19 protein-coding genes are annotated in these 25,018 nt (G+C 56.5%); 10 read left to right on the top strand and 9 right to left on the bottom strand.

What is annotated here, in order from left to right; translation table 11 throughout:
- Nucleotides 1-12 precede the first annotated feature (12 nt).
- Entirely contained in the window at nt 13-1,920 is a 1,908-nt protein-coding gene (locus tag CWM54_RS01120; protein WP_061155159.1) for an ABC transporter ATP-binding protein, read from the bottom strand.
- A gap of 12 nt (nt 1,921-1,932) precedes the next feature.
- Nucleotides 1,933-4,038 (bottom strand): bifunctional 23S rRNA (guanine(2069)-N(7))-methyltransferase RlmK/23S rRNA (guanine(2445)-N(2))-methyltransferase RlmL, encoded by a 2,106-nt coding sequence (gene rlmKL, locus CWM54_RS01115; protein WP_100695678.1) that lies wholly within the window; start codon nt 4,036-4,038, stop codon nt 1,933-1,935.
- 99 nt (nt 4,039-4,137) lie between these two features.
- On the opposite strand from rlmKL, the gene CWM54_RS01110 reads away from it, so the two are divergent.
- Entirely contained in the window at nt 4,138-5,247 is a 1,110-nt protein-coding gene (locus tag CWM54_RS01110; protein ID WP_100681532.1) for a YcbX family protein, read from the top strand.
- Here the strand turns inward: CWM54_RS01110 and zapC are convergent.
- Nucleotides 5,244-5,786, bottom strand: coding sequence for a cell division protein ZapC (gene zapC / locus CWM54_RS01105; RefSeq protein WP_100681533.1), 543 nt, complete (start codon nt 5,784-5,786; stop codon nt 5,244-5,246). The two genes, CWM54_RS01110 and zapC, sit on opposite strands and share 4 nt — an antisense overlap.
- A 169-nt stretch (nt 5,787-5,955) precedes the next feature.
- On the bottom strand, nt 5,956-6,966 hold the full coding sequence (gene pyrD / locus CWM54_RS01100; protein ID WP_074386399.1) for a quinone-dependent dihydroorotate dehydrogenase: 1,011 nt from the start codon (nt 6,964-6,966) through the stop codon (nt 5,956-5,958).
- 248 nt (nt 6,967-7,214) lie between these two features.
- Between pyrD and ssuE the strand changes: the two genes are divergently transcribed.
- The 5 genes from ssuE to ssuB are packed head-to-tail and all read left to right on the top strand — an operon-like array spanning nt 7,215 to nt 11,459.
- Nucleotides 7,215-7,790: an NADPH-dependent FMN reductase gene (gene ssuE, locus CWM54_RS01095; RefSeq protein ID WP_008805880.1), complete on the top strand. Its 576-nt coding sequence runs from the start codon at nt 7,215-7,217 to the stop codon at nt 7,788-7,790.
- Nucleotides 7,783-8,745: a sulfonate ABC transporter substrate-binding protein gene (locus tag CWM54_RS01090; protein ID WP_012542306.1), complete on the top strand. Its 963-nt coding sequence runs from the start codon at nt 7,783-7,785 to the stop codon at nt 8,743-8,745. Before ssuE ends, CWM54_RS01090 begins: the two co-directional genes overlap by 8 nt.
- Entirely contained in the window at nt 8,742-9,887 is a 1,146-nt protein-coding gene (gene ssuD, locus CWM54_RS01085) for an FMNH2-dependent alkanesulfonate monooxygenase (protein ID WP_061155165.1), read from the top strand. Before CWM54_RS01090 ends, ssuD begins: the two co-directional genes overlap by 4 nt.
- Before the next feature lie 10 nt (nt 9,888-9,897).
- A complete protein-coding gene (ssuC, locus tag CWM54_RS01080) occupies nt 9,898-10,689 on the top strand; it encodes an aliphatic sulfonate ABC transporter permease SsuC (protein WP_008805877.1) in 792 nt (263 codons plus the stop codon).
- Nucleotides 10,686-11,459 (top strand): aliphatic sulfonates ABC transporter ATP-binding protein, encoded by a 774-nt coding sequence (gene ssuB / locus CWM54_RS01075; RefSeq protein ID WP_074386401.1) that lies wholly within the window; start codon nt 10,686-10,688, stop codon nt 11,457-11,459. Before ssuC ends, ssuB begins: the two co-directional genes overlap by 4 nt.
- 97 nt (nt 11,460-11,556) lie before the next feature.
- On the opposite strand, the gene pepN is transcribed toward ssuB, so the two are convergent.
- Nucleotides 11,557-14,172, bottom strand: coding sequence for an aminopeptidase N (gene pepN, locus CWM54_RS01070; RefSeq protein ID WP_100681534.1), 2,616 nt, complete (start codon nt 14,170-14,172; stop codon nt 11,557-11,559).
- A 325-nt stretch (nt 14,173-14,497) separates the two neighbouring features.
- On the opposite strand from pepN, the gene pncB reads away from it, so the two are divergent.
- Nucleotides 14,498-15,700, top strand: coding sequence for a nicotinate phosphoribosyltransferase (gene pncB / locus CWM54_RS01065; protein ID WP_100695676.1), 1,203 nt, complete (start codon nt 14,498-14,500; stop codon nt 15,698-15,700).
- Nucleotides 15,701-15,744: 44 nt separating this feature from the next.
- Here pncB and CWM54_RS01060 read toward each other — a convergent pair whose 3' ends face one another.
- The 4 genes from CWM54_RS01060 to dpaL form a co-directional block, all read right to left on the bottom strand.
- The gene (locus tag CWM54_RS01060; RefSeq protein WP_100631484.1) at nt 15,745-16,908 is read right to left on the bottom strand and encodes a M20 aminoacylase family protein; all 1,164 of its coding nucleotides are present in this window, start codon (nt 16,906-16,908) and stop codon (nt 15,745-15,747) included.
- A gap of 18 nt (nt 16,909-16,926) precedes the next feature.
- A complete protein-coding gene (locus tag CWM54_RS01055) occupies nt 16,927-18,165 on the bottom strand; it encodes a Zn-dependent hydrolase (protein WP_100681536.1) in 1,239 nt (412 codons plus the stop codon).
- 24 nt (nt 18,166-18,189) lie between these two features.
- A complete protein-coding gene (locus tag CWM54_RS01050; RefSeq protein WP_074386406.1) occupies nt 18,190-19,479 on the bottom strand; it encodes an aromatic amino acid transport family protein in 1,290 nt (429 codons plus the stop codon).
- 122 nt (nt 19,480-19,601) lie between these two features.
- A complete protein-coding gene (gene dpaL, locus CWM54_RS01045) occupies nt 19,602-20,816 on the bottom strand; it encodes a diaminopropionate ammonia-lyase (protein ID WP_074386407.1) in 1,215 nt (404 codons plus the stop codon).
- A gap of 369 nt (nt 20,817-21,185) precedes the next feature.
- On the opposite strand from dpaL, the gene CWM54_RS01040 reads away from it, so the two are divergent.
- The 3 genes from CWM54_RS01040 to ompK35 all read left to right on the top strand — a co-directional run bounded on the left by CWM54_RS01040 (nt 21,186) and on the right by ompK35 (nt 24,893).
- Nucleotides 21,186-21,647 carry an Lrp/AsnC family transcriptional regulator gene (locus CWM54_RS01040; RefSeq protein ID WP_045395698.1) on the top strand — a complete coding sequence of 154 codons (462 nt, stop codon included), beginning with the start codon at nt 21,186-21,188 and terminating at the stop codon, nt 21,645-21,647.
- Nucleotides 21,648-21,822: 175 nt separating this feature from the next.
- Nucleotides 21,823-23,223, top strand: a complete 1,401-nt coding sequence (asnS, locus tag CWM54_RS01035) for an asparagine--tRNA ligase (RefSeq protein WP_039103039.1) — start codon at nt 21,823-21,825, stop codon at nt 23,221-23,223.
- A 590-nt stretch (nt 23,224-23,813) separates the two neighbouring features.
- Entirely contained in the window at nt 23,814-24,893 is a 1,080-nt protein-coding gene (gene ompK35 / locus CWM54_RS01030) for a porin OmpK35 (protein ID WP_061155168.1), read from the top strand.
- The last annotated feature ends 125 nt before the right edge of the window (nt 24,894-25,018 follow it).

The raw sequence follows: 25,018 nt of genomic DNA, 5'->3' as shown, positions 1-25,018 counted from the left end.
CAACTCCTCGGCTCAGGCGCCGTTCTTTAATCCTTCGAGATATTCCCAGCGTTCAAAGGCGGCTTCCAGCGCCTGCTCCGCCTCGGCCAGCTGCGCCAGCACCTGCTGCGTACGATCGTGCGATTGTCCAAAAAAGTCGGGATCGGCTACCTGCTCCTGCAGCGTCTGCAGTTCAGCCTCAAGGGTTTCCAGCTTCTGCGGCAGTTGCTCCAGCTCGCGCTGCAGGTTATAGCTTAGTTTGTTCCCGCCGCGTTTGACAGTTTCTGCTTTTGGCTGAGCAACTTCCATCGTTTTTTTCGCTGCCGGCTGCTTCTGTGCCAGCGACTGGGCCTGCTGACCGCGGGCGTCGTGATAGCCGCCAACGTACTGACCAATATGGCCGCCGCCCTCGAAGATCCAGCACTCGGTCACGGTATTGTCAACAAACTGACGATCGTGGCTGACCAGCATCACGGTACCCTGATAGCCGTCGATCAGCTCTTCCAGCAGTTCCAGCGTTTCGACATCAAGGTCGTTTGTCGGTTCATCGAGAATCAATAAGTTACTGGGTTTCAGGAACAGCCGCGCCAGCAGCAGGCGGTTACGTTCCCCGCCGGACAGCGCGCGGACTGGCGTCATCGCCCGTTTCGGATGGAACAGGAAGTCCTGCAGATAGCCCAGCACGTGCCGCGGCTTACCGTTAACCATCACCTCTTGCTTACCTTCGGCGAGGTTATCCATCACCGTCCGGTCCGGATCCAGCTCTGCGCGGTGCTGGTCGAAGTAGGCGACTTCCAGCTTGGTGCCGACGTGGATCCGCCCGCTGTCGGCCTGCAGCTGGCCAAGCATCAGCTTCAGCAGCGTGGTTTTGCCACAGCCGTTCGGGCCGATCAGGGCAATCTTATCGCCGCGCTGAATTTGCGCGGAGAAATCTTTCACCAGCACTTTGCCGTCAACCTGATAGTTGACGTTCTCCATTTCGAAAACGATTTTGCCGGAGCGCGAAGCCTCTTCAACCTGCATCTTCGCACTGCCCATCACTTCCCGGCGCTCGCCGCGCTCGCGACGCATCGCCTTCAGGGCGCGAACGCGACCTTCGTTACGGGTGCGGCGCGCTTTGATCCCCTGACGGATCCACACTTCTTCCTGTGCCAGCTTGCGGTCAAATTCGGCATTCTGCAGATCTTCAACCCGCAGAGCCTCTTCTTTATCCAGCAGATACTGATCGTAATTACCCGGATAGGTCACCAGCTTGCCGCGATCGAGATCGACGATGCGCGTCGCCATATTGCGGATAAAGGAGCGGTCATGCGAAATAAAGATAATGGTGCCTTTAAAGCTTTTCAGGAACCCTTCCAGCCAGTCGATAGTTTCGATATCGAGGTGGTTTGTCGGTTCATCCAGCAACAGCACGCGCGGCCCGCTGACCAGCGCGCGGCCCAGCGCCGCTTTACGCAGCCAGCCGCCGGAAAGCGAAGCCAGCTGTGCGTCGGCGTTAAGACCAAGCTGCTCGATCACTTCATTGATGCGGCTATCCAGCTGCCACAGCCCCAGGTTATCCAGCTGTTCCTGCAGACGGGCCAGTTCATTTAAATTTTTGTCGCTTGGGTCGGTCATCACCTGATGCGACACGTCATGGTAGGCCTTCAGGTAAGCTGCCTGTTCGGCGATCCCTTCGGCGACGAAATCGTACACCGTACCGGCAACGTTGCGCGGCGGATCCTGCTGCAGACGCGCGACGATCAGATCCTGTTCATAAATAATGCGCCCGTCATCCAGCCCCTGTTCACGGTTGAGGATCTTCATCAGGGTCGATTTACCGGCGCCATTGCGCCCAACCAGACAGACACGTTCGTTATCTTCGATATGCAGTTCAGCATTATCCAGCAGCGGCGCATCGCTGAATGAAAGCCAGGCGCCGTGCATACTAATCAGTGACATTCTTTATTCCTTTCAGGCTGCAGTAATCAGCCAGCAGTTGTGGATCTGACGGTTGCGGGCAAAATCCTGCGACAGCGTTTTTTGCGAAATCTCTTGCGCCTTCAGGCCAAGCGCCGCCAGCCCGTCATGATCCATACGGAAACCGCGTTTGTTGTTCGAGAACATAATGGTGCCGCCTTTACGCAGCAGACGTTTTAGATCGGTCATCAGGCGAATATGATCGCGCTGCACGTCGAAAGCATCTTCCATCCGTTTGGAGTTAGAGAAAGTCGGCGGATCGATAAAGATCAGATCGAACTGCTCGGTGCTTTCCCGCAGCCAGCCCAGCACGTCAGCCTGCATCAGGCGATGCGCGCGACCGGTCAGGCCATTGAGACGCAGGTTGCGCTCCGCCCACTCCAGATAGGTACGCGACATATCCACCGTGGTCGTAGAGCGCGCGCCGCCCAGACCGGCGTGGACGCTGGCGCTGCCGGTATAGGAGAACAGATTGAGAAAGTCCTTACCTTTGCTCATCTGGCCCAGCATGCGACGGGCGATACGGTGGTCGAGGAACAGACCGGTATCCAGGTAGTCGGTGAGGTTAACCCACAGGCGCGCGTTGTACTCCTGCACCTCGATAAAGTCGCCCTTCTCCGCCATCTTCTGATACTGGTTTTTACCCTTTTGCCGCTCGCGGGTCTTCAGCACCAGCTTGTTGGGGGCGATTTCCAGCACAGCGATGGTCGCCGCGATAATATCAAACAGACGCTGGCGCGCTTTGTGCGCATCGACGGTTTTCGGCGGCGCATACTCCTGCACCACCACCCAGTCACCGTAGCGATCGATCGCCACGTTATATTCCGGCAGATCGGCATCATACAGGCGATAGCATTCAATGCCTTCCTGACGGGCCCACTTTTCAAATTTCTTCAGATTCTTACGCAGACGGTTAGCAAAATCTTCCGCCAGCATCGCCGGCTTGCCGCCTTCGCTTTCCGCCAGGTGATAGTTCTTCTGTACGCAGTCCAGCGGGCCGTTCTTCGCTTTGAACTGTTTATCGGCACGCAGCTGCAGGCAGCTCAGCAGTTCCGGCGAGGCGCTGAACACCGACAGGTTCCAGCCGCCAAACTGACTTTTCATGATCCGGCCCAGCAGGCTGTGCAGGGCGATCAGCGCCGGTTCGCTTTCCAGGCGCTCACCATACGGCGGGTTACTAATCACTGTACCGTACGGGCCTTTCGGCAGCGGGTTATTCAGTTGGGCGACGTCTTTTACTGCAAAATCGATCAGTTCGCCGATGCCAGCCCGGCGGGCGTTGCGGCGCGCGCGCTCAATGACGCGCTCGTCGACGTCAGAGCCATAGAAGCGCGACCCATATGCCGCCAGCCCCTGGCGGGCGCGGGTTTGCGCTTCTGCCTTCACCTCTTTCCAGATGGCGTCATCGTGCTGTGCCCAGCCGTCAAAGCCCCAGTGGCCGCGGTGCAGACCCGGCGCGCGATCGGTCGCCAGCATCGCCGCTTCAATCAGCAAGGTACCGGAGCCGCACATCGGATCGAGCAGCGGCGTACCCGGAGCCCAACCAGAGCGCATGACGATCGCCGCCGCGAGGTTTTCTTTGATCGGCGCCATACCGGTACCATCGCGGTAGCCGCGCAGATGCAACCCTTCCCCGCTCAGATCCAGAGAGATATGCGCCGTCTCTTTGTTCAGCCAGACATTGATCCGCAGATCGGGATTTTCACGATCGACATTCGGGCGCGGCAGGTTTTTACGCGTGAAGCTGTCGACGATGGCGTCTTTGACTTTTAATGCGCCATACTGACTGTTGCGGATCTCGTCATTGAGGCCGCTAAAATGCACCGCGAAGGTCGCGTCAGTGGTAAAGATCTCCGTCCACGGAATCGATTGAACCCCCAGATAGAGATCCAGATCGCTATACACGCTGCACTCACCCAGTGGCAGCATGATGCGCGAAGCCAGCCGGCTCCACATCAGGCTTTGATACAGCAGGCGCGTATCCCCCTGAAAATGGACCCCGCCCTGGACGACCTGGCAGTCCGTCGCGCCAAGTCCTTCCAGTTCAGTTTTTAACAGCTCTTCCAGCCCACGAGCCGTACTGGCAAACAGAGAATTCATATCGTCACTTTTACTTAAAGAAAATTGGTGCGCATTATAGCCAATATGTGCCCTATGTCATAAAGTTATAGGCTTATTTTTGGAACCCGGAGGCAGCGTATGGTAACGCTCTCGCGACTTTTTATTCATCCCGTTAAATCCATGCGCGGCATGGGCCTGACCCATGCCTTTGCTGATATCAGCGGCCTGGCCTTCGATCGCCTGTTTATGGTCACCGAAACCGACGGGACCTTTATTACCGCCCGCCAGTTTCCGCAAATGGTGAAATTTATTCCGGCGCCGCTTCATGATGGCCTTCACCTGACCGCACCGGACGGCAGCAGCGCCGTGGTGCGTTTTAGCGATTTCGCCCCGCAGGCCGAGCCGACCGAAGTCTGGGGCAACCATTTCACCGCCCTCATCGCGCCCGCTGCCGTTAACCAGTGGCTCAGCGGCTTTTTCAAGCGCGATGTCCAGCTGCGCTGGCTGGGGCCGCAGTTAACCCGCCGGGTGAAGCGCCACGATGCGGTACCGCTCTCCTTCGCCGACGGCTACCCATACCTGCTGGCTAACGAGGCCTCGCTGCGCGATCTGCAGCAACGGTGTCCTGCCAGCGTAAGCATAGAACAGTTTCGTCCTAACCTCGTGGTCACCGGCGCGGCGGCCTGGGATGAAGATAGCTGGAAAGTGATCCGCGTCGGCGAGGTGGTGTTTGACGTCGCCAAGCCCTGTAGCCGCTGCATTTTTACCACTGTCAGTCCGGAGCGCGGACAGAAGCATCCCACCGGGGAGCCGCTGGAAACCTTAAAACGTTTTCGTACCGCGCTGGACAATGGCGATGTCGATTTTGGCCAGAACCTGATTGCCCGCAACAGCGGGGTGATCCGGGTAGGTGATGAAGTCGAAATCCTCGCCCGCGGCCCGGCGAAAGCCTACGGCGCCGGCGAGAGCGACGATACTCCGGCCCCAGAAGCGCAGCAGCAGGCTACGGTTGCCATCGAATGGCAGGGTCAACAGTTTACCGGGAATAACCAGCAGGTGCTGCTGGAGCAACTGGAGCAACAGGGCATTCGCGTACCCTATTCGTGTCGGGCGGGGATCTGCGGCAGCTGCCGCATTCGCCTGGAAGAGGGCGAAGTCAGCGCGTTAAAGAAAAATGCGGTCGCCGGGGATGGCACCATTCTCGCCTGCAGCTGCGTACCAAAAACGGCGCTGCGCCTGGCGCCTTAAACCGCCTGTCCCAGGCTGTAGCTGACCGCGCTCTGCGCCGGCTGCAGCCTGTCGTTCATGATTTTAATGACGTCGCCTAACTGCATCACGCGCCCGGCAAGGGTGAGACCCGGCTGGGCCAGCAGACAAAGCGCGGCGTTATCTCCCGGCTCCACCACCAGCAAATTCACCTGCTCGCCGGTATCGCTCAGCCAGACGCAGGCGGCGTCGCCGCTGCTGGGTTGCCAGTGATGAATGTGGGCGGTAAAGTGCCAGCTTTTCGGCATCTGCGGTTTGAGAAAACGGATGGCAGTGAGCGCGTTGAGCACTAATTCTGCCCGCTGTTCTTTCGATAGCCCGAGATCGCGGCATTTTTCTTCAAAGGAGAAATAGAGCGCGGCGTCATCGACGCAGAATCCCGACGGCGCAAAGGCATCCGGGGTCAGCATTCGCCGGGCGAAGCGCGAGCGAAATAACATGCCATTGGCCAAATCGAGCATCATACGGTCGTGCTCTTCATCGTAATACCAACGCCAGTTATCGTCAGGTTTAATGCGCATTTTTCCCCCTGTCCCCTTTCATACGCCTCTGCAAAGTTGTTGCGACTTGCCGCAGAATATTTTCTAAAATTAAGAAAAGTCTAAAATGTTTAAATAAGCAACAGTGAGGGAATATAAAACAACCAGGGCCGGAAATAAAGCCCTGGGTGGGATTCAGCGGAGGAAAAGATTAGATGTGGGTAACAATTTCTTTAATCAGCGGCGGACCTTTAAAAATAAATCCGGAATAAATCTGCACCAGCGATGCTCCGGCGGCCATCTTTTCCCGCGCAGCAATCACCGAATCAATACCGCCCACGCCGATGATAGGCAAACGACCATTCAGCTCAGCGGAGAGCATACGGATAATTTCGGTGCTCTTTAATTGTAATGGACGACCGCTAAGCCCGCCGGTCTCATCGCAATGTTTCATTCCCTGAACCAGAGAACGATCGAGGGTGGTATTGGTTGCAATCACCCCGTCAATATTATGACGCACGAGGCTATCGGCAACCTGGATCAATTCCTCTGGTAAAAGATCCGGTGCGATCTTAACGGCGACCGGAACATATTTTTGATGCTTTTGCTGCAGCTCAAGTTGCTTATTTTTAATACCGGAGAGTAAATCATCGAGCGCTTCACCGTATTGCAGCGTGCGCAACCCCGGGGTATTCGGTGAGGAGATATTAATGGCGATATACCCGGCGTAAGGATAGACTTTTTCCATACAAATCAGGTAATCATCTTTACCGTGCTCCACCGGCGTATCTTTATTTTTGCCGATATTGATGCCCAGCACGCCGTCAAAATGCGCCTTTTTCACGTTCTCAACCAGGTTATCAACGCCATGGTTATTAAAGCCCATGCGGTTGATCAACCCCTCGGCATCCACCAGACGGAAGATCCTCGGCTTATCGTTGCCCGGTTGCGGACGCGGGGTCACGGTGCCGATCTCAATCGAACCAAAACCCATCGCGCCCAGCGCGTCAATGCATTCCCCATTTTTATCCAGCCCGGCCGCCAGACCCAGCGGATTTTTAAAGGTCAGCCCCATGCAGGTAACGGGCCTGGCCGGTACCTTCTGGCGAACCAGCATTTCCAGCGGCGTCCCGGTGACACGGCGTAATTGTTGAAAGGTAACTTCATGAGCGCGCTCAGGATCGAGCTGAAAAAGGGCTTTACGAACGAAGGGGTAGTACATGAACTCTCCTGGATTCCCGGTGTGCAAACCGGGGGCGTATTATGTGCGATCCGCAGCTGAAAGGGAATTGACCTGCGACAAAAAATCACCCATCAGCGCAAACGATTACCTCTCCCCACGCCGTTATGCGCTTTTCGGCTATCTAACGGTGGATAAATCATTTAGGGAAATAATGGTGCTCTGTCACACTCACTGCAAATGTTATCAATTATAGATAAATGCAAACATTTAGTTATAAGGAGAGAGAGATGCGCGTCATTACGCTTGCGGGCAGCCCGCGTTACCCTTCCCGTTCCAGCGCCCTGCTGGAATATGCCAGAGAGACGCTCACCGCCGCCGATATCGAAGTCTGCCACTGGCATCTGCAGAACTTTGCCCCGGAAGACCTCCTGTACGCTCGCTTTGACAACCCGGCGCTACAAACGCTCAACGAGCAACTGGCCGGGGCCGACGGTCTGATTATCGCCACGCCAGTGTATAAAGCCTCATTTTCCGGCGCCCTGAAAACCCTGCTCGATCTGCTTCCTGAGCGCGCGCTGGAGGGCAAAATCGTGCTACCGCTGGCCACTGGCGGCACCATCGCCCACATGCTGGCGGTGGACTACGCTCTGAAACCCGTCCTGAATGCCCTGAAGGCCCAGGAGATCCTCCATGGCGTCTTCGCCGATGACAGCCAGGTCACGGATTACCAGCATAAGCCGCAGTTCACCCCTAACCTGCAGCGGCGCCTGGATGAGTCCCTGGAGACCTTCTGGCAGGCGCTGCATCGTCCCAGCAGCCGAGCCCCGTCGTTAACGTCTCTGCGTGGGGTGGAACATGTTTAATCCTCTCCGCGCGCTGACCCTCGGCGGACTGCTGCTGTTCTCTGCGCTGGGCCACGCCGCCCCGGCGGCGCCCGATGCCCTGCGCATTGGTTATCAGAAAGGCAGCGTCAGCATGGTGCTGGCGAAGAGCCACCAGCTGCTGGAGCAGCGCTATCCGGGCACCCATATCTCGTGGATTGAATTCCCGGCCGGCCCCCAGATGCTGGAGGCGCTGAACGTCGGCAGCATCGATATCGGCAGCACTGGCGACATTCCGCCTATCTTTGCTCAGGCGGCGGGCGCCGATCTGGTCTATATCGGTTCGGAGCCGCCCAAGCCCAAAGCGGAAGTCATCCTGGTAGCGCAAGGCAGTCCCATTCACAACGTTGCCGAATTAAAAGGGAAAAAGGTCGCTTTCCAGAAAGGCTCCAGCTCCCACAATCTGCTGCTGCGCGCCCTGCAGCTGGCGGGCCTGAAATTTAGCGATATTCAGCCGGTTTACCTTGCCCCCGCCGATGCGCGCGCCGCCTTCCAGCAGGGCAATGTCGACGCCTGGGCCATCTGGGATCCGTACTACTCCGCCGCGCTGCTGCAGGGCGGCGCCCGGGTGCTCACTGACGGAACCGATCTGAAACAGACGGGATCGTTCTATCTTGCTTCCCGGCCCTACGCTGAACGCAATGGCGCTTTCATTGAAGGCGTACTCGACACCTTTACTCAGGCCGATGCCCTGACCCATAGCCAGCGCGCGCAAAGCATTACGCTGCTGGCGAAAACGATGGGATTACCGGAAGCGGTGATCGCCAGCTATCTGGACCATCGTCCCCCCACCTCAGTGACCCCGGTGAGCGCCGAAACGGCCGCTCGCCAGCAGCAAACGGCCGACCTGTTCTATGAGAACAAGCTGGTGCCGAAAAAAGTTGATATCCGGGCCCGTATCTGGCAGCCCGCCGCCGCACAAGGAGCGAAATCATGAGTCTGAATATGTTCTGGTTTTTACCGACCCATGGTGATGGTCGTTATCTGGGCACCGAAGAGGGCGCCCGTCCGGTCGATTACGGCTATCTGCAGCAAATCGCGCAGACGGCGGATCGGCTGGGGTTCACCGGCGTACTGATCCCGACCGGACGCTCATGTGAAGATGCCTGGCTGGTTGCGGCCTCGATGATCCCGGTGACGCAACGGCTGAAATTTCTTGTCGCCCTCAGGCCTAGCGTGGTGTCGCCGACGGTAGCCGCCCGCCAGGCGGCGACCCTGGACCGACTGTCAAACGGCCGGGCGCTGTTCAATCTGGTCACCGGCAGCGATCCCGCCGAGCTGGCAGGAGACGGCGTCTTCCTCGACCACACCGAGCGCTATGAGGCCTCGGCTGAATTTACCCACATCTGGCGCAAGCTGATGGAGGGAGAAACCGTCACCTTTAACGGCAAGCATCAGCGCGTTCGCGATGCCAAACTGCTGTTCCCGCCGCTACAGCAGCCCCGTCCACCGCTCTATTTCGGCGGTTCGTCTGAGGTGGCGCAGGATCTGGCCGCTGAGCAGGTCGATCTCTATCTCACCTGGGGTGAACCACCGAAACAGGTGGCAGAGAAGATTGCTCAGGTCCGGGAGAAAGCGGCCCGGCATGGACGCCGGGTGCGTTTTGGCATCCGTCTGCACGTGATCGTGCGGGAAACCAACGAGGAAGCCTGGCAGGCCGCGGACAGCCTTATCTCCCACCTTGATGATGAAACTATCGCCCGCGCCCAGGCAGCCTTCGCCAGAACCGACTCGGTCGGTCAACAGCGAATGGCGGCGTTGCATAACGGTCGACGCGATCAGCTCGAGATCAGCCCTAACCTGTGGGCCGGTGTCGGTTTAGCGCGCGGCGGCGCCGGTACCGCGCTGGTGGGCGATGCCGCCACCGTTGCCGAACGAATCAATGAATACGCTGCGCTGGGGATCGATAGCTTTATCTTCTCCGGCTATCCGCATCTGGAAGAGGCGTATCGGGTCGGCGAGCTGTTGTTCCCCCTGCTCGACGTCGCCGTGCCGTCTATCCCGCAGCCGCAAAATCTGCGCCTGCAGGGGGAAGCGGTCGCCAACGAGTTTATCCCGCGTAAAGTGGCGCAAAGCTGAGGAGGCACTGATGGCAAAATCAACCCATCCCCTGTTGTTACGCCTCGCCCCCTGGCTGCTGCCGGTAGGGACGGTCATTGTCTGGCAGTTGGCCTCGTCCGTTGGCTGGCTGTCGACACGGGTACTGCCCTCGCCGGAGGGGGTATTGAAAGCGTTCTGGACGCTCTCGGCCAGCGGTGAGCTGTGGCAGCATCTGGCCATCAGCTCGTGGCGGGCGCTGGTCGGCTTCGCCATCGGCGGCTCCATCGGGCTGGTGCTCGGCCTGATCAGCGGCCTGTCACGCTGGGGCGAGCGTCTGCTGGACACCTCGATCCAGATGCTGCGTAATGTGCCGCATCTGGCGCTGATCCCGCTGGTGATTTTGTGGTTCGGCATCGACGAGACCGCCAAGATCTTCCTTGTGTCGCTGGGCACCCTGTTCCCGATCTATATCAACACCTGGCATGGGATCCGTAATATCGACCGTGGGCTGGTGGAGATGGCGCGCAGCTATGGTTTATCCGGCTTCGCGCTGTTCCGTCACGTGATTTTACCCGGCGCCCTGCCCTCAATTATGGTCGGCGTGCGTTTCGCTCTTGGCCTGATGTGGCTGACGCTTATTGTTGCCGAAACCATTTCAGCGAATGCCGGTATCGGCTATCTGGCGATGAACGCGCGTGAATTTCTGCAAACCGACGTGGTGGTGGTCGCCATCATTCTTTACGCCATCCTTGGCAAACTGGCCGACGTCTGCGCCCAGCTGCTGGAACGGCTCTGGCTGCGCTGGAACCCGGCGTATCATCTTCAGGAGGCTAACGCATGAACACTGCCCGTCTGAACCCAGGTATCCCGTTGCTGCTGAACGGGGTGACGAAACGCTATGGCGATAACACTATTCTTAACGAGCTGGATCTGCATATTCCCAGCGGCCAGTTTGTGGCGGTGGTGGGCCGCAGCGGCGGCGGCAAGAGTACCCTGCTGCGCCTGCTGGCGGGTCTGGAAAAACCGAACGCCGGCGAGCTGCTGGCGGGCGCGACGCCGCTGGCGGCGATCCAGGACGACACCCGGATGATGTTTCAGGATGCGCGCCTGCTGCCGTGGAAAACGGTGATTGATAACGTGGGGCTGGGGTTAAAAGGCGCCTGGCGCGACGCCGCCCTACAGGCATTGGCCAGCGTCGGACTCGAGAACCGCGCGCAGGAGTGGCCGGCGGCGCTGTCGGGCGGGCAAAAGCAGCGCGTTGCGCTGGCCCGCGCGCTGATCCATCGCCCGCGCCTGCTGCTGCTGGACGAACCGCTGGGGGCGCTGGATGCCCTCACCCGTCTGGAAATGCAGGAGCTGATCGTTTCCCTGTGGCAGGAGCATGGCTTTACGGTCCTGCTGGTCACGCACGACGTCAGTGAGGCGGTGGCCATGGCCGACCGGGTGCTGTTAATTGAAGAGAAGAAAATTGGCCTCGATTTGAACGTGGATATTCCGCGACCGCGGCGCACCGGGTCGGCGAAGCTGGCCGAGCTGGAGGCAGAGGTGCTGGATCGGGTGATGAAACGCGGCAAGAGCGAGAGCGCACCGCGTTTGTTTAGTCATGGCTAACTAACGTCCCCGGCCCGCGCTTCGCTCGGCCGGGCTACCAAATCGCACAGCGCTGTAGCCCCGGTAAGCGAGAGCGCAACCGGGGATTTTGCGGCCGTTACGCCAGCGCCTTACTGATTTTCTCGAACAGATCGCCGGAGAGATTCTCCAGCCCCTTCAACTGCTCCAGCGCGGCGCGCATCAGCGCCTGGCGTTTCTCATCATAACGCTTCAGACGAATCAACGGCTCAATCAGACGCGACGCCACCTGCGGGTTACGCTGGTTAAGCTCGGTCAGCATCTCCACCAGGAACTGGTAGCCGCTACCGTCTTCAGCATGGAACGCCGCCGGGTTGCTGCTGGCGAAAGCGCCGATTAACGACCGCACACGGTTCGGGTTGCTGATGCTAAACGAACGGTGATTCAGCAGACCACGTACCGTTGTAACCACATTGGCTGCCGGGCTGGTGGACTGCAGGATAAACCACTTATCCATCACCAGACCGTCCTGATGCCATTTGTCATCGTACTCCTGCATCAGCGCATCGCGGCACGGCAATTCAGCCGCGACCGCCGCCGACAGCGCGGCCAGCGCATCGGTCATGTTATCCGCCTGGTGATACTGCGCCGCCACCAGCTTATCGCCCAGCGTCGGTTCCGCAAACGCCAGATAGCGCAGGCAGGTATTACGCAGGGCACGCTGACCGATATCGGCGTGCTCCACCCGGTAGCTGTCGAGCTTATTGGCGTTATAAACCGCGAGGAACTCGTCCGCCAGCTCATTCGCCAGGGTGCGGGTAAGCGCTTCGCGTACGGTGGCGATGGCGATCGGATCGATAATGGCGAACATCTCGGCGATTTCGTTAGCCGACGGCAGGGTTAAGATCTCGGCGGCCAGCGCCGGGTCAATCTTCTCGTCCAGCAGGATGGCACGGAAGGCGTCCGCCACATGCACCGGCAGCGACAGCGGCTGTCCCTGCTGATGACGGTTGACGTTCAGCTTGATGTAGGTCGCGAGCAGGCTCTGCGCCGCATCCCAGCGCGAGAAATCATTCCGCGCATGGCGCATCAGGAAGGTGAGCTGCTGATCGCTCCACTTATATTCCAGTTTCACTGGTGCTGAAAATTCGCACAGCAGCGCCGGCACCGGCTGGAAATAAACGTTATCGAAGACGAAAGTCTGCTCGGCCTGAGTCACATTGAGCACCGGGTGTACCGGATGGCCGCCCTTCTGCAGGGGGATCACCTTGCCTTCGTTATCGTACAGCTCAATGGCAAACGGGATATGCAACGGCTGCTTTTCGGCCTGCTCGGCGGTCGGCGGCGTACGCTGGCTGATGGTCAGCGTGTACTGCTCGGTTTCCGGGTTGTAGTCGTCATGCACGGTGACGATTGGCGTACCGGACTGGCTGTACCAGCGGCGGAAGTGTGACAGGTCGACGTTCGAGGCATCCTCCATCGCCTGGACGAAATCATCGCAGGTCGCCGCGCTGCCGTCATGACGTTCAAAGTACAGCTGCATCCCTTTCTGGAAGTTTTCTTCACCCAGCAGGGTATGCAGCATGCGGATCACTTCGGCACCCTTTTCATAAACCGTCAGGGTGTAGAAGTTATTCATCTCGATAACCATATCCGGGCGGATCGGGTGCGCCATCGGGCTGGCGTCTTCAGCAAACTGCAACCCGCGCATGGTGCGCACATTGTTGATGCGGTTAACCGCCCGTGAGCCGAGGTCGGAGCTGAACTCCTGATCGCGGAACACGGTCAGACCTTCTTTCAGGCTGAGCTGGAACCAGTCGCGGCAGGTGACGCGGTTGCCGGTCCAGTTATGGAAATACTCATGACCAATCACCCGCTCGATATCAAGATAGTCTTTATCGGTGGCGGTATCGGTACGGGCCAGGACATACTTGGAGTTAAAGACGTTGAGTCCTTTGTTCTCCATCGCGCCCATATTAAAGAAGTCGACGGCGACAATCATATAGATGTCGAGGTCGTACTCGAGGCCAAAGCGCTCCTCATCCCATTTCATGGAATTTTTCAGCGAGGTCATTGCCCACGGCGCGCGGTCGAGATTGCCGCGATCGACGTACAGCTCCAGCGCCACTTCACGACCGGAGCGGGTGGTAAAGGTGTCACGCAGAACGTCAAAATCACCGGCCACCAGCGCAAACAGGTAGCACGGTTTCGGGAACGGATCCTGCCACTGTACCCAGTGGCGGCCATTCTCCAGCTCTCCCTGCGCCATGCGGTTGCCGTTGGAGAGCAGGAACGGGTATTTCGCTTTGTCGGCGATGATTTTGGTGGTAAACCGCGCCAGCACGTCCGGGCGGTCCAGATACCAGGTAATATGGCGGAAACCTTCCGCTTCGCACTGCGTACACAGCGCTTCGCCTGACTGATACAGGCCTTCCAGCGCGGTGTTCGCCGCCGGGCTTATCTCATTGACGATGGTCAGGGTGAAATGCTCCGGCAGGCCGCCGATCACCAGCTGATTGTTTTCTTCTTTATAGTCACTCCACGGCTGGCCGTTCACTTGCAGCGCGATCAGGGTCAGATCTTCGCCGTCCAGGCGCAATGGCACATCAGACGCAGCCGCGTGGCGGGAGACCTTGCTCTCGGCCGTAACGACGGTTTTTGCGGCATCCAGGTCAAAGGTCAAATCGATATCGCTAATCAGATACTCCGGCGCACGATAGTCGTGGCGGTATTTGGCTTGGGGCTGTTGTGTCATAAAAAACCTTTCGCATCTTGGGTAAAGTGTCGTCCCAGTCTATTCCCGTTGTGTCAATCGCGCTATGCAGAATCTTCATCTTTTCAATGTGAAACACGAAAACCGCTACATTTTGTTAACACGTGCGGCACGAAATGCCCTCGACCCGACGCAAAGCTTGTGGTGTGATCCATGTTCAATATATTAAACTAGGCCTCGCAAATGACCGTCAGCGTCGCCATCGCTCGCCATCGCGGGACAGAGTCGGGTAATAAAGGTATACTCCGCCTCCTTTTTCGCGTTGGTTTGGATGGAACGCTCCAGTGAGAGGATGCTACTGCGCACCATGACACAATTCACTTCTCCTGTACTGCACTCGCTGCTTGATACGGATGCCTACAAGCTGCACATGCAGCAGGCTGTCTTCCATCGCTACGGCGATGTGCATGTGGCGGCGGAGTTTCGCTGCCGCGGAGACGACCTGCTCGGCATTTATGCCGACGCGATCCGCGAGCAGGTGGAGTCCATGCGCGACCTGAGGCTGCGGGACGATGAATATCACTGGCTGTCCACCCTTCCCTTTTTCCGCCAGGATTATCTCGACTGGCTGCGCGATTTTCGCTATGACCCGCGCCAGGTCACGGTCAGCAATGACAACGGCAAGCTTAACATTCGCCTTACCGGCCCATGGCGTGAAGCCATCATGTGGGAAGTCCCGCTGCTGGCGGTGATAAGCGAGCTGGTCCATCGCTATCGTTCACCCGAGACGGGCGTCGATCAGGCACTGAACACGCTGGAACATAAACTAGGCGACTTCGCCAGCATGACCGCTGGCCTCGATATGCGCGCCTTCCGCCTGATGGACTTCGGTACCCGCCGTCGTTTTTCACGCGAAGTGCAAGAGGCCATTGTGCAACGTCTGCAGCAGGAGCCGTGGTTTGTCGGCACCAGCAATTACGATCTGGCTCGTCGCTTACATTTAACCCCGATGGGCACCCAGGCGCATGAATGGTTCCAGGCCCACCAGCAGATCAGCCCGAACCTCGCCAGCAGCCAGCGGGCGGCCCTTGCCGCCTGGCTGGAAGAATATCCCGACCAGCTTGGTATTGCGCTGACCGACTGCATCACCATGGATGCGTTCCTGCGCGATTTTGGTCCGGAATTCGCTACCCGCTATCAGGGTTTGCGCCATGACTCCGGCGACCCGGTGGAATGGGGTGAAAAAGCCATCGCCCATTATCAAAAGCTGGGCATCGATCCGCTGAGTAAAGTGCTGGTCTTCTCCGATAACCTCGATCTCGCTAAAGCGGTCGATCTGTATCGCCACTTCGCCTCGCGAGTGAAGCTGAGCTTTGGTATCGGCACCCGTTTAACCTGCGATCTGCCGCAGGTTAAACCGCTCAATATCGTGATTAAGCTGGTGGAATGTAACGGCAAGCCGGTGGCGAAACTCTCCGACAGCCCGGGGAAAACCATCTGCCACGATAAGGCCTTCGTCCGCGCCCTGCGCGAGGCGTTCGACCTGCCACCGATTAAAAAGGCGAGTTAAAAAAACGGCCCGGCGGCGTTACGCTGCCGGGCCGACTAACATCTCTACTGCGGCAATCTTGTCCTGATCACCTCGGCAAAATACTCCGCGCCGGTCAGTAAAATTTCATCATTAAAGTCGTAGCAAGCGTTATGCAGCGGCGTATTGCCCTGAGTATCAGACGCATCGCCGTTACCTAAAAAGATGAAGCAGCCGGGGATCTCCTGCAGGAAGGCGCCGAAGTCCTCCGAAATCATCATCTGCGCGACGTTGCCGTCGACATTTTCCGCCCCCACGACGTTCACCGCCGCATTGACCGCGACATCAACGCATTGCTGCCAGTTCACCGTCGGGGCGAATTCATGGGTATAGCTAAACTCGCACTGCGCGCCGTGCATCGCGCAAATCGCTTCGCTGATGGTCCGCATGCGCGCTTCCAGCAGCGCCTGTACGTCAGCCGAGTAGCTGCGGGTATCCCCTTTAATTTCCACATGCGTGGGGATCGCATTGCGGATACCGTCAGTATGAAGCTCCGTACAGGAGATCACCGCCGGCACGTTCGGGTCGATATTGCGTGAAACGATGGTCTGCAGCGCCAGAATAATTTCTGCCGCAATCACCAGCGGATCCTTCGCCATATGCGGCCGGGCGGCATGCGCCCCCTGCCCCTTAATACGGATAATAAAGTTATCTTCGCTGGCCATAATACCGCCGACACGGGTGGCGATGGTCCCGGCCTTCATACCCGGCATATTGTGCAGGCCGTAAATCTCCTCGATGCCGAAACGCTCGATAACGCCGTCCGTCATCATCGCATTGGCGCCATAACCGGGTTCTTCCGCAGGTTGAAAAACAAAACAGACGGTGCCGTTAAAGTTTTGCCGCTGCAATAGCAACTGCGCCGCGCCCAGCGCAATGCAGGTATGGCCATCATGCCCGCAGCCGTGCATCCGTTCGGCGGTCGTGGAGCGGTAAGGCCGTTCACCCTGTTCGTTCAATTGAATAGCATCGATATCGGCGCGGATGGCGATAACACCGTTACCGTCGCCGCATTTCAACACGCCCACCAGCCCGGTTTTACCTATATTACGATGAACCTCAATGCCCATCGCTTCGAGTTTCTCGGCGATAAACTGCGAGGTTTTGACTTCTTCAAAGGCGCTTTCCGGATTGGCATGCAGGTGATGGCGCCAGGCAATAAGCTGCTGCTTTAGCTGTTGTTGATTCATTCTTCACTCCTGTAAAAATTATGCCGCACGCTGCGCGCGCTGTAATACCACCTGCAGCAGCACATTGGCGCCGGCAATGAGATCTTTGGCTTCGCTATGTTCATTGACGTTGTGGCTAATGCCGTCAACACAGGGGACAAAAATCATCCCTGCGGGGCATACCGAAGCCATAAATTGCGCGTCGTGGCCGGCACCGCTCGGCAGGCGCCGATAACTGAGGGCTTGACGTTTCGCCTCCGCTTCTACGGCATTGACGATTTCATCGGCAAAAATGACCGGGTTAAAACGCACCAGTGAACGGCTGGCTATCTCCACCCCCTCTTCCTGCGCCGTTGTGGCGACAAACTCGGCTAAGCGCCGTTCCGCTTCAATTAAGATAGCGTTATCGGTATTGCGTAAATCCACCGACATCACGACGTGATTTGGAATGACGTTAATCAGGTTGGGTTTAACGCTGATATGCCCGACGGTAGACACCTGATTGCCGCCGAGGCTCATCGCCAGTTCACGGGCAAAAACGGCGATTTTCGCCGCCGCCAGGCCGGCATCGCGGCGCATGGACATCGGTGTCGTACCGGCGTGATTCGACACGCCTGTTAGCGTAAATTCTTGCCATGAAATACCCTGCACGCCGATGACGACGCCGATATCAATCCGTTCCTTATCGAGGATAGGTCCCTGTTCGATATGTAGTTCGACGTAGCTATCTACCGGCAGATTGCCCGGCTGATGTTCGCCTTTATAGCCAATCTCCCGCAGCGCCTCGTCAAGAGTAATGCCATTGTGGTCTTTTGCCGCCAGGGCCTGCGCCAGTGGATACTCCCCGGCAAACACCACGCTTCCCATCATATCGGGCTGGAATCGCACCCCCTCCTCATTAGTAAAGAAGGTTACGGCTAACGGACGTCGCGGACGAATCCCGGCATCCTGAAGGGTGGCAATCACCTCGAGACCGGCCATCACGCCGTAGTTGCCATCGTACAGGCCACCAGTACCCACGGTGTCGATATGCGACCCCATCATCACCATCGGTAGCGCCTCTTCTCCGCGATAAACACCGGTAACGTTGCCGATAGCATCGATATAGATAGTCAGCCCCAGCGCGTTCATCCGGGCAACAACAAAGTCCCTACCGGCTTTATCTTCCGCGGTCGCCGCAAGGCGGCAGACGCCGCCGCCTTCCAACGCGCCGCATTCACCAAGCGCAAACAGGGAATCGATCAGCCGCTGGCCGTTTATCTGTAGATCATGACTCATAAAACATCTCGCTATTGTTCGGGGTTACTGGAACATGCCGTAAAAAATGGCGGATACGGTAATTAACCCAATCAGGGTGACGAAAACGTTGCTGGCTTTGCCGCGATACGGCGCCAGCACCGGTAACTTATGAATGGCATACATCGGCAACAGCAGTAGAATCGCAGCCCCGGTCGGGCCGCTGATGCACTCGATAATACCGAGGATGCTTGGGTTCTTATAGGCGGCGAACCAGCAGGTGAGGACCATAAAAACCAGAATAACGGCGTCAACTGCGCGGATAGTCGGTTTTTTCCCCCGCGCGGCGGCGGCCTCGATAATCAGATCGCGCAGCGATTCATAAGCGCCGATATAGTGGCCAAGAAACGATTTCGTAATCGCGACAAACGCAATGATTGGCGATAGCCAGGCAATAATCGGCGTCTCAAACTGGTTGGCGAGGTACGACAGGATCGACAAATTCTGCGCTTTTGCTTCCGCTAACTGCTGTGGTGACAGGCTCAACACGCAGCTGAGAACGAAAAATAGCACCACCACGGTCATTAAGAGAATGCCATAGCGCTGGATCTGCGCGCATTTGCGCTCGGCAAGCGCGAGTCCGTAGCGCTGCTTCTGGCGTACGACCATCGGCGAGACGATCGGATAGTGGTTAAACGACATAACCAGCACCGGAAAAGTCATCCACAGCGTCAGTAAAATGCCGCGCCCATCGCCCATTGCGCTGAAGCTCACGGTGTGCAAAATCGCGCCGTTCCAGTGCGGGATCAAAAACAGCGCCATAAAAATAAGTGAAATAATGAAGGGATAAACCAGGGTGCTCATCACGCGCATAATCAAACGCTGCCCGAGGCGGACAATAAACATCAGCCCGAGGATCAGCACAATCGACACCACTGCCCGCGGCGGCTCCGCCAGCCCCAGTTGATGGCTGATAAAACTTTGCGCAGTATTCGTAATGGCTACCGCATACATAATCAAAATGGTGTACACAGCGAAGAAATAGATAACGGTAAACACCTTCCCCGCTAGCGCGCCAAAATGCTCGCCAATGACATCGGTGATCGTGCTTTCCGGCGTGTTGGAAGAATAAATAAATCGTGCCAGCCCGCGATGCGCCAGATAAGTAATGGGAAAAGCGAGAGCAAAAACGATAAGCAGCGGCCAAAAACCGCCAATTCCGGCGTTAATCGGCAGAAACAACACCCCGGCGCCAATTGCCGTGCCGAACAGGCCAAGCACCCACACGGTATCTTCGCTATGCCACTTTGCGGCATCGCAACATCCTCTTTCTGTCACAGCATTTTCAGTATTCATCGGTCAGGTTCTCTCTATGCATTACGCGAATCCGCGTATGTTTTCGTTATTAGTCAGAACGCATGTCATACCGAGGGCTCGTAGGGTAGGTAAGATGGCCCTCTTGTTATTGCCGATGGCGATTAGCCATTACGGCCAAACCAGACGATGTCTTCATAGACATCCGGGGACGTATCTCCTTCAGTGCTGATTAACAGGACCTGCGCATCAGCATTCAGCCGCAGCGCTTCGGCAAGTTCGCGGTATTCCGGCTGAGTCATCAGCGCATAAAGCACTCCCGCGCCGATGGCGCCGGATTCGCCGGAGATAAAGGGTTCATCGGTACCTGGCCGCGGCGCGGCCAGCAGGCGCATGCCGTTAGCGGCAAGACAATCATCGGCAGAGATAAAACAACGGGCATGGTCACGCAGCATCGGCCAACTGGTGATATTGGGTTCGCCGCAAGCAAGGCCGGCCATTAACGTCGCCATGTCGCCGCCGACGCTGTGCGGTTGCCCGTCATTGATGGTTGCCGAACGGTACAGGCAGTTCGCTTTATGCGGTTCAAGGATCACTATTGTCGGCGCATTCTGCTGCATCTTCTCAACGAAATACCCCATAATGCTGCCGGCAAAAGAGCCGACGCCGGCTTGTAAAAACAGATGCGTAGGCATCCTGGCGCCGCTTTGCGCCAACTGCTGCCAGGTTTCAACGGCGAGCGTCATATAACCTTGCATGATCCAGGTAGGGATCTGTTCATAGCCCTGCCAGGCGGTGTCCTGCAGCAGTACCCAACCCTGCTCTTTGGCGGTTTTATCCGCCAGACGGACGGTATCGTCATAATTGAGTTCGGTTATTGTGCACTCAGCGCCATGCTGGCGAATATTCTGCGCGCGGACCGGCGAGGAACCTTTAGGCATATAAACAACCGCCCGTAGCCCAAGCTGCTCCGCCGCCCACGCCACGCCACGGCCGTGGTTGCCATCGGTAGCGGTGACAAACACAATATCTTTAATACGGGCTTTGATTTCTGGTGAATTAAGATCGCTAAAGCTCAAAGTATTAATATCGCGCCCAAGCTGTTCCGCGAGATATTTTCCCATCGCATAAGAACCGCCTAATCCTTTAAAGGCGTTAAGGCCGAAACGCTGCGCTTCATCCTTTATATGCAACGATCCCAGCCCGAGACGCTGGCTTAAATAATCCAACTTTCGCAGTGGCGTTACCCGATAGGCGGGGAATTTTTGATGGAATGCCAGCACTTCGTCGCCAACGCTTTCATTGAGCAGACTGAGGTCCGCCCCCTGTTCATACGGCAGATGCCGGGCGTTGAGTTGATATTTAATCGTGTCCGTCATAAATAAACCTTTTATCCATATCGTCGTACGACGATGAATTAATCAACGACCAGCCCGGCCAAATAAAGGGCGCAGGGATCCGCGCGGCCAATAAAGAGATGGTCGAATAAATCGATGTATACCCGTCATACTTCAAGTTGCATGTGTGTTGGCTTTCTGCAACTCGAATTATTTAGGCTATAGAAATAACGTCAGTGGTTTTCTGTAGCGATTTCACGCTTTACCACTGTCTGAGATGGTACACTGCCGCCGATGGTTAAATGGCGCAAAATTGCCCATAGCTTCGCAATTTTCACTCTGATTCACCTCTTTCACGCAACAAAGTTGCATGCGTGAGGCCGATCACAGGTATTTAGGGCGACAAAGATAATGAAACTGGATAGTTGGGATAAAAAAATTCTCACCCTGCTACAGCGCAACAATCGCCTGTCGCAGCGGGAAATCGCCGATCGCGTCAGTCTTTCCGCCTCGGCGGTCAACCGGCGAATTGCCGCGCTGGAAGAGGCTGGCATCATTAAAGGCAGCGTGAGCGTGGTTGATGCCAGTAAAGTGGGCCGTCCAACCACTATCATGGTGCAGGTTACGATCGAGAATGAACGCCTTGACCTACTTGAAGAGGATAAACAGCGGTTTGTCAGTTGCCCGCAGGTGCAGCAGGTTTATTACGTCACCGGCGACTTCGATTTTCTGCTGGTGATCAACGTCCGCGATATGGCGGAATACGAAGCCCTGACCCGTGAGCTCTTCTTTGCCTCGGGGAATATCAAATCCTTCCGCACCATCGTATCGATGCAAAACGCGAAGCAGGAAATGACGGTCATTATCGAATAATTCGCGTAAAAGAGGTAAACGGAAGGTAAAGAACGGCCCCGCGGCTAATTTATTTCCGAAATCCTCCCTCCCATGTGCGAATTCTGCTTGTCTGATGGAAGATGACAGGTAACATAGATATCCCCCCGCTGTAGGGGGAAGAGACTTTTTTATTGGACTACATAGAGAGATTATTATGAGCGTTGTGCCTGTAGCCGACGTACTCCAGGGCCGCGTTGCCGTTGACAGCGAAGTCACGGTCCGCGGATGGGTGCGTACCCGCCGAGATTCTAAAGCTGGCTTTTCTTTCCTCGCCGTCTATGACGGTTCCTGCTTTGATCCTGTACAGGCCGTTATTAATAATTCTCTGCCCAATTACAATCAGGAAGTGCTGCGTCTGACCACCGGTTGCTCGGTGATTGTCACCGGTAAAGTCGTGGCTTCCCAGGGTCAGGGTCAAAGCTTTGAGATCCAGGCGACCAGCGTGGAAGTGACCGGCTGGGTGGAAGACCCGGACACCTACCCGATGGCGGCCAAGCGCCACAGCATCGAGTATCTGCGTGAAGTGGCGCACCTGCGTCCGCGCACCAACCTGATTGGCGCGGTAGCTCGCGTGCGTCATACCCTGGCGCAGGCGCTGCACCGTTTCTTCGACGAACAGGGCTTCTTCTGGGTTTCCACCCCGCTGATCACCGCTTCCGATACCGAAGGCGCCGGCGAAATGTTCCGCGTGTCGACGCTGGATCTGGAAAACCTGCCGCGTAACGATCAGGGCAAAGTCGACTTCGATAAAGACTTCTTTGGTAAAGAGTCGTTCCTGACCGTATCCGGCCAGCTGAACGGCGAGACCTACGCCTGTGCGCTGTCGAAAATTTACACCTTCGGCCCGACCTTCCGTGCCGAAAACTCCAACACCAGCCGTCACCTGGCGGAGTTCTGGATGCTGGAGCCGGAAGTCGCCTTCGCCAACCTGAATGATGTTGCAGGTCTGGCAGAAGCGATGCTCAAGTACGTCTTCAAGGCAGTTCTGGAAGAGCGTGCGGATGATATGCAGTTCTTCGCCGAGCGCGTAGACAAAGACGCTATCGACCGACTGCAGCGTTTCGTCTCCGCTGACTTTGCCCAGGTGGATTACACCGATGCCGTCACTATTCTGGAAAACTGCGGCAAGCAGTTTGAGAACCCGGTTTACTGGGGCGTGGATCTCTCCTCCGAGCACGAACGTTATCTGGCCGAAGAGCACTTCAAAGCGCCGGTCGTGGTGAAAAACTACCCGAAAGACATTAAGGCGTTCTACATGCGCCTTAACGAAGACGGTAAAACCGTCGCGGCAATGGACGTCCTGGCGCCGGGCATCGGTGAGATCATCGGTGGTTCCCAGCGTGAAGAGCGTCTCGACGTGCTGGACGCACGTATGGCAGAGATGGGGCTCAACAAAGAAGACTACTGGTGGTATCGCGACCTGCGCCGCTATGGCACCGTGCCGCACTCCGGCTTTGGTCTGGGCTTCGAACGTCTGATTGCCTACGTAACCGGCGTGCAGAACGTCCGCGATGTCATTCCGTTCCCGCGAACCCCGCGCAACGCGACATTCTAAATTTTTCGGTTATAAACCTCAGAGGCCAGCGCAAGCTGGCCTTTTTTATGTCAATTACTGTTAGCAAAATTCAACAAACTTAAACATCAAGGCCTGGAAATCACATTTATGTTACGCACTGTTTCGGTGCATACTGGTGACGCAGATCGCACTTTATGTTCATAAGAACGCAAAACCGCTGATAAATCTGCTCATTTTTTAACCGCTCACCGCACGTCTTGCAAAGACAGGAGCTGAATAAAAAGAAGGCGAATTCAACACACAAAATGAACGAATTACCGCTTATCCAAATTAATCATAAATAATTCATATAGATAGATAAGCAATGGCGTTTTGCCTTATCAGGTGGAACGGAATTTTGATTAAGTTCACAAAGTTCCCTAAAATACACATTTAGTTACATGATTTTTCGTTTTGTTACTCATATGAGATATTAGTAGCATTTTCCGGCTAGCGAAACGTTGTCGCGGATGGAAAGATGCCTTCAGACACCAAACTCTCATCAATGGTTCTGTAAGTTTTTATTGACAGAACTTATTGACGGCAGTGGCACGTGTTCATATAAAAAATATTAATGAGGGTAATAAATAATGATGAAGCGCAATATTCTGGCAGTGGTGATCCCTGCCCTGCTGGTAGCCGGTGCAGCCAACGCTGCAGAAATCTATAACAAAAACGGCAACAAACTGGACTTCTACGGGAAAATGGTCGGCGAGCACGTCTGGACCACCAATGGTAACACCAGCAGCGACGATACCACCTATGCCCGTATCGGCCTGAAAGGCGAAACTCAGATCAACGATCAGCTGACCGGTTACGGCCAGTGGGAATACAACATGGATGCGTCCAACGTTGAAGGTTCCCAGCCGACGAAAACCCGTCTGGCGTTCGCGGGTCTGAAAGCAGGCGAATACGGTTCATTCGACTACGGCCGTAACTACGGCGCAATCTACGACGTCGAAGCAGCAACCGATATGCTGGTTGAATGGGGCGGCGACGGCTGGAACTACACCGACAACTACATGACCGGCCGTACCAACGGCGTGGCAACCTACCGTAACTCTGACTTCTTCGGTCTGGTTGACGGCCTGAGCTTCGCGCTGCAGTACCAGGGTAAAAACGACCACGACCGCGCTATTCGTAAACAGAATGGCGATGGCTTCAGCACCGCAGCCACTTACGCGTTCGACAACGGTATCGCGCTGTCTGCAGGCTACTCCGGCTCTAACCGTAGCGTCGATCAGAAAGCTGACGGCAATGGCGACAAAGCCGAAGCCTGGGCAACCTCTGCAAAATATGACGCCAACAACGTCTACGCGGCAGTCATGTACTCCCAGACTTACAACATGACTCCGGAAGAAGATAACCACTTCGCGGGCAAAACTCAGAACTTTGAAGCTGTCGTACAGTATCAGTTCGACTTCGGCCTGCGTCCGTCCATCGGCTACGTGCAGACCAAAGGTAAAGACCTGCAATCGCGTGCTGGCTTCTCCGGCGGCGATGCGGATCTGGTTAAATACATCGAAGTGGGTACCTGGTACTACTTCAACAAGAACATGAACGTTTATGCTGCGTATAAATTCAACCAGCTGAGCGACAACGATTACACCAAAGCGGCTGGCGTAGCGACCGACGACCAGGCGGCCGTGGGTATCGTTTACCAGTTCTAATCTGCAGTACACCCCTTCGTGATATGCCTTCAAAGCAGGACTTCGGTCCTGCTTTTCTGTATTCGTGAGGCAAAGATCGTATCTTTCGAAAACCTTCTCGCTTTTTGTCGCAAACGGTTGGCAAT

Source organism: Klebsiella sp. D-Nf1 (genome assembly GCF_002810515.1).
Lineage (GTDB): Bacteria > Pseudomonadota > Gammaproteobacteria > Enterobacterales > Enterobacteriaceae > Klebsiella > Klebsiella variicola.
This window is presented reverse-complemented; position numbering and strand designations above follow the sequence as displayed.

What these genes read in the sequence shown, in the direction of transcription:
- CWM54_RS01120 (WP_061155159.1), bottom strand. Translation starts at nt 1,920, where the DNA reads ATGTCACTGATTAGTATGCACGGCGCCTGGCTTTCATTCAGCGATGCG.
- rlmKL (WP_100695678.1), bottom strand. Translation starts at nt 4,038, where the DNA reads ATGAATTCTCTGTTTGCCAGTACGGCTCGTGGGCTGGAAGAGCTGTTA.
- CWM54_RS01110 (WP_100681532.1), top strand. Translation starts at nt 4,138, where the DNA reads ATGGTAACGCTCTCGCGACTTTTTATTCATCCCGTTAAATCCATGCGC.
- zapC (WP_100681533.1), bottom strand. Translation starts at nt 5,786, where the DNA reads ATGCGCATTAAACCTGACGATAACTGGCGTTGGTATTACGATGAAGAG.
- pyrD (WP_074386399.1), bottom strand. Translation starts at nt 6,966, where the DNA reads ATGTACTACCCCTTCGTTCGTAAAGCCCTTTTTCAGCTCGATCCTGAG.
- ssuE (WP_008805880.1), top strand. Translation starts at nt 7,215, where the DNA reads ATGCGCGTCATTACGCTTGCGGGCAGCCCGCGTTACCCTTCCCGTTCC.
- CWM54_RS01090 (WP_012542306.1), top strand. Translation starts at nt 7,783, where the DNA reads ATGTTTAATCCTCTCCGCGCGCTGACCCTCGGCGGACTGCTGCTGTTC.
- ssuD (WP_061155165.1), top strand. Translation starts at nt 8,742, where the DNA reads ATGAGTCTGAATATGTTCTGGTTTTTACCGACCCATGGTGATGGTCGT.
- ssuC (WP_008805877.1), top strand. Translation starts at nt 9,898, where the DNA reads ATGGCAAAATCAACCCATCCCCTGTTGTTACGCCTCGCCCCCTGGCTG.
- ssuB (WP_074386401.1), top strand. Translation starts at nt 10,686, where the DNA reads ATGAACACTGCCCGTCTGAACCCAGGTATCCCGTTGCTGCTGAACGGG.
- pepN (WP_100681534.1), bottom strand. Translation starts at nt 14,172, where the DNA reads ATGACACAACAGCCCCAAGCCAAATACCGCCACGACTATCGTGCGCCG.
- pncB (WP_100695676.1), top strand. Translation starts at nt 14,498, where the DNA reads ATGACACAATTCACTTCTCCTGTACTGCACTCGCTGCTTGATACGGAT.
- CWM54_RS01060 (WP_100631484.1), bottom strand. Translation starts at nt 16,908, where the DNA reads ATGAATCAACAACAGCTAAAGCAGCAGCTTATTGCCTGGCGCCATCAC.
- CWM54_RS01055 (WP_100681536.1), bottom strand. Translation starts at nt 18,165, where the DNA reads ATGAGTCATGATCTACAGATAAACGGCCAGCGGCTGATCGATTCCCTG.
- CWM54_RS01050 (WP_074386406.1), bottom strand. Translation starts at nt 19,479, where the DNA reads ATGAATACTGAAAATGCTGTGACAGAAAGAGGATGTTGCGATGCCGCA.
- dpaL (WP_074386407.1), bottom strand. Translation starts at nt 20,816, where the DNA reads ATGACGGACACGATTAAATATCAACTCAACGCCCGGCATCTGCCGTAT.
- CWM54_RS01040 (WP_045395698.1), top strand. Translation starts at nt 21,186, where the DNA reads ATGAAACTGGATAGTTGGGATAAAAAAATTCTCACCCTGCTACAGCGC.
- asnS (WP_039103039.1), top strand. Translation starts at nt 21,823, where the DNA reads ATGAGCGTTGTGCCTGTAGCCGACGTACTCCAGGGCCGCGTTGCCGTT.
- ompK35 (WP_061155168.1), top strand. Translation starts at nt 23,814, where the DNA reads ATGATGAAGCGCAATATTCTGGCAGTGGTGATCCCTGCCCTGCTGGTA.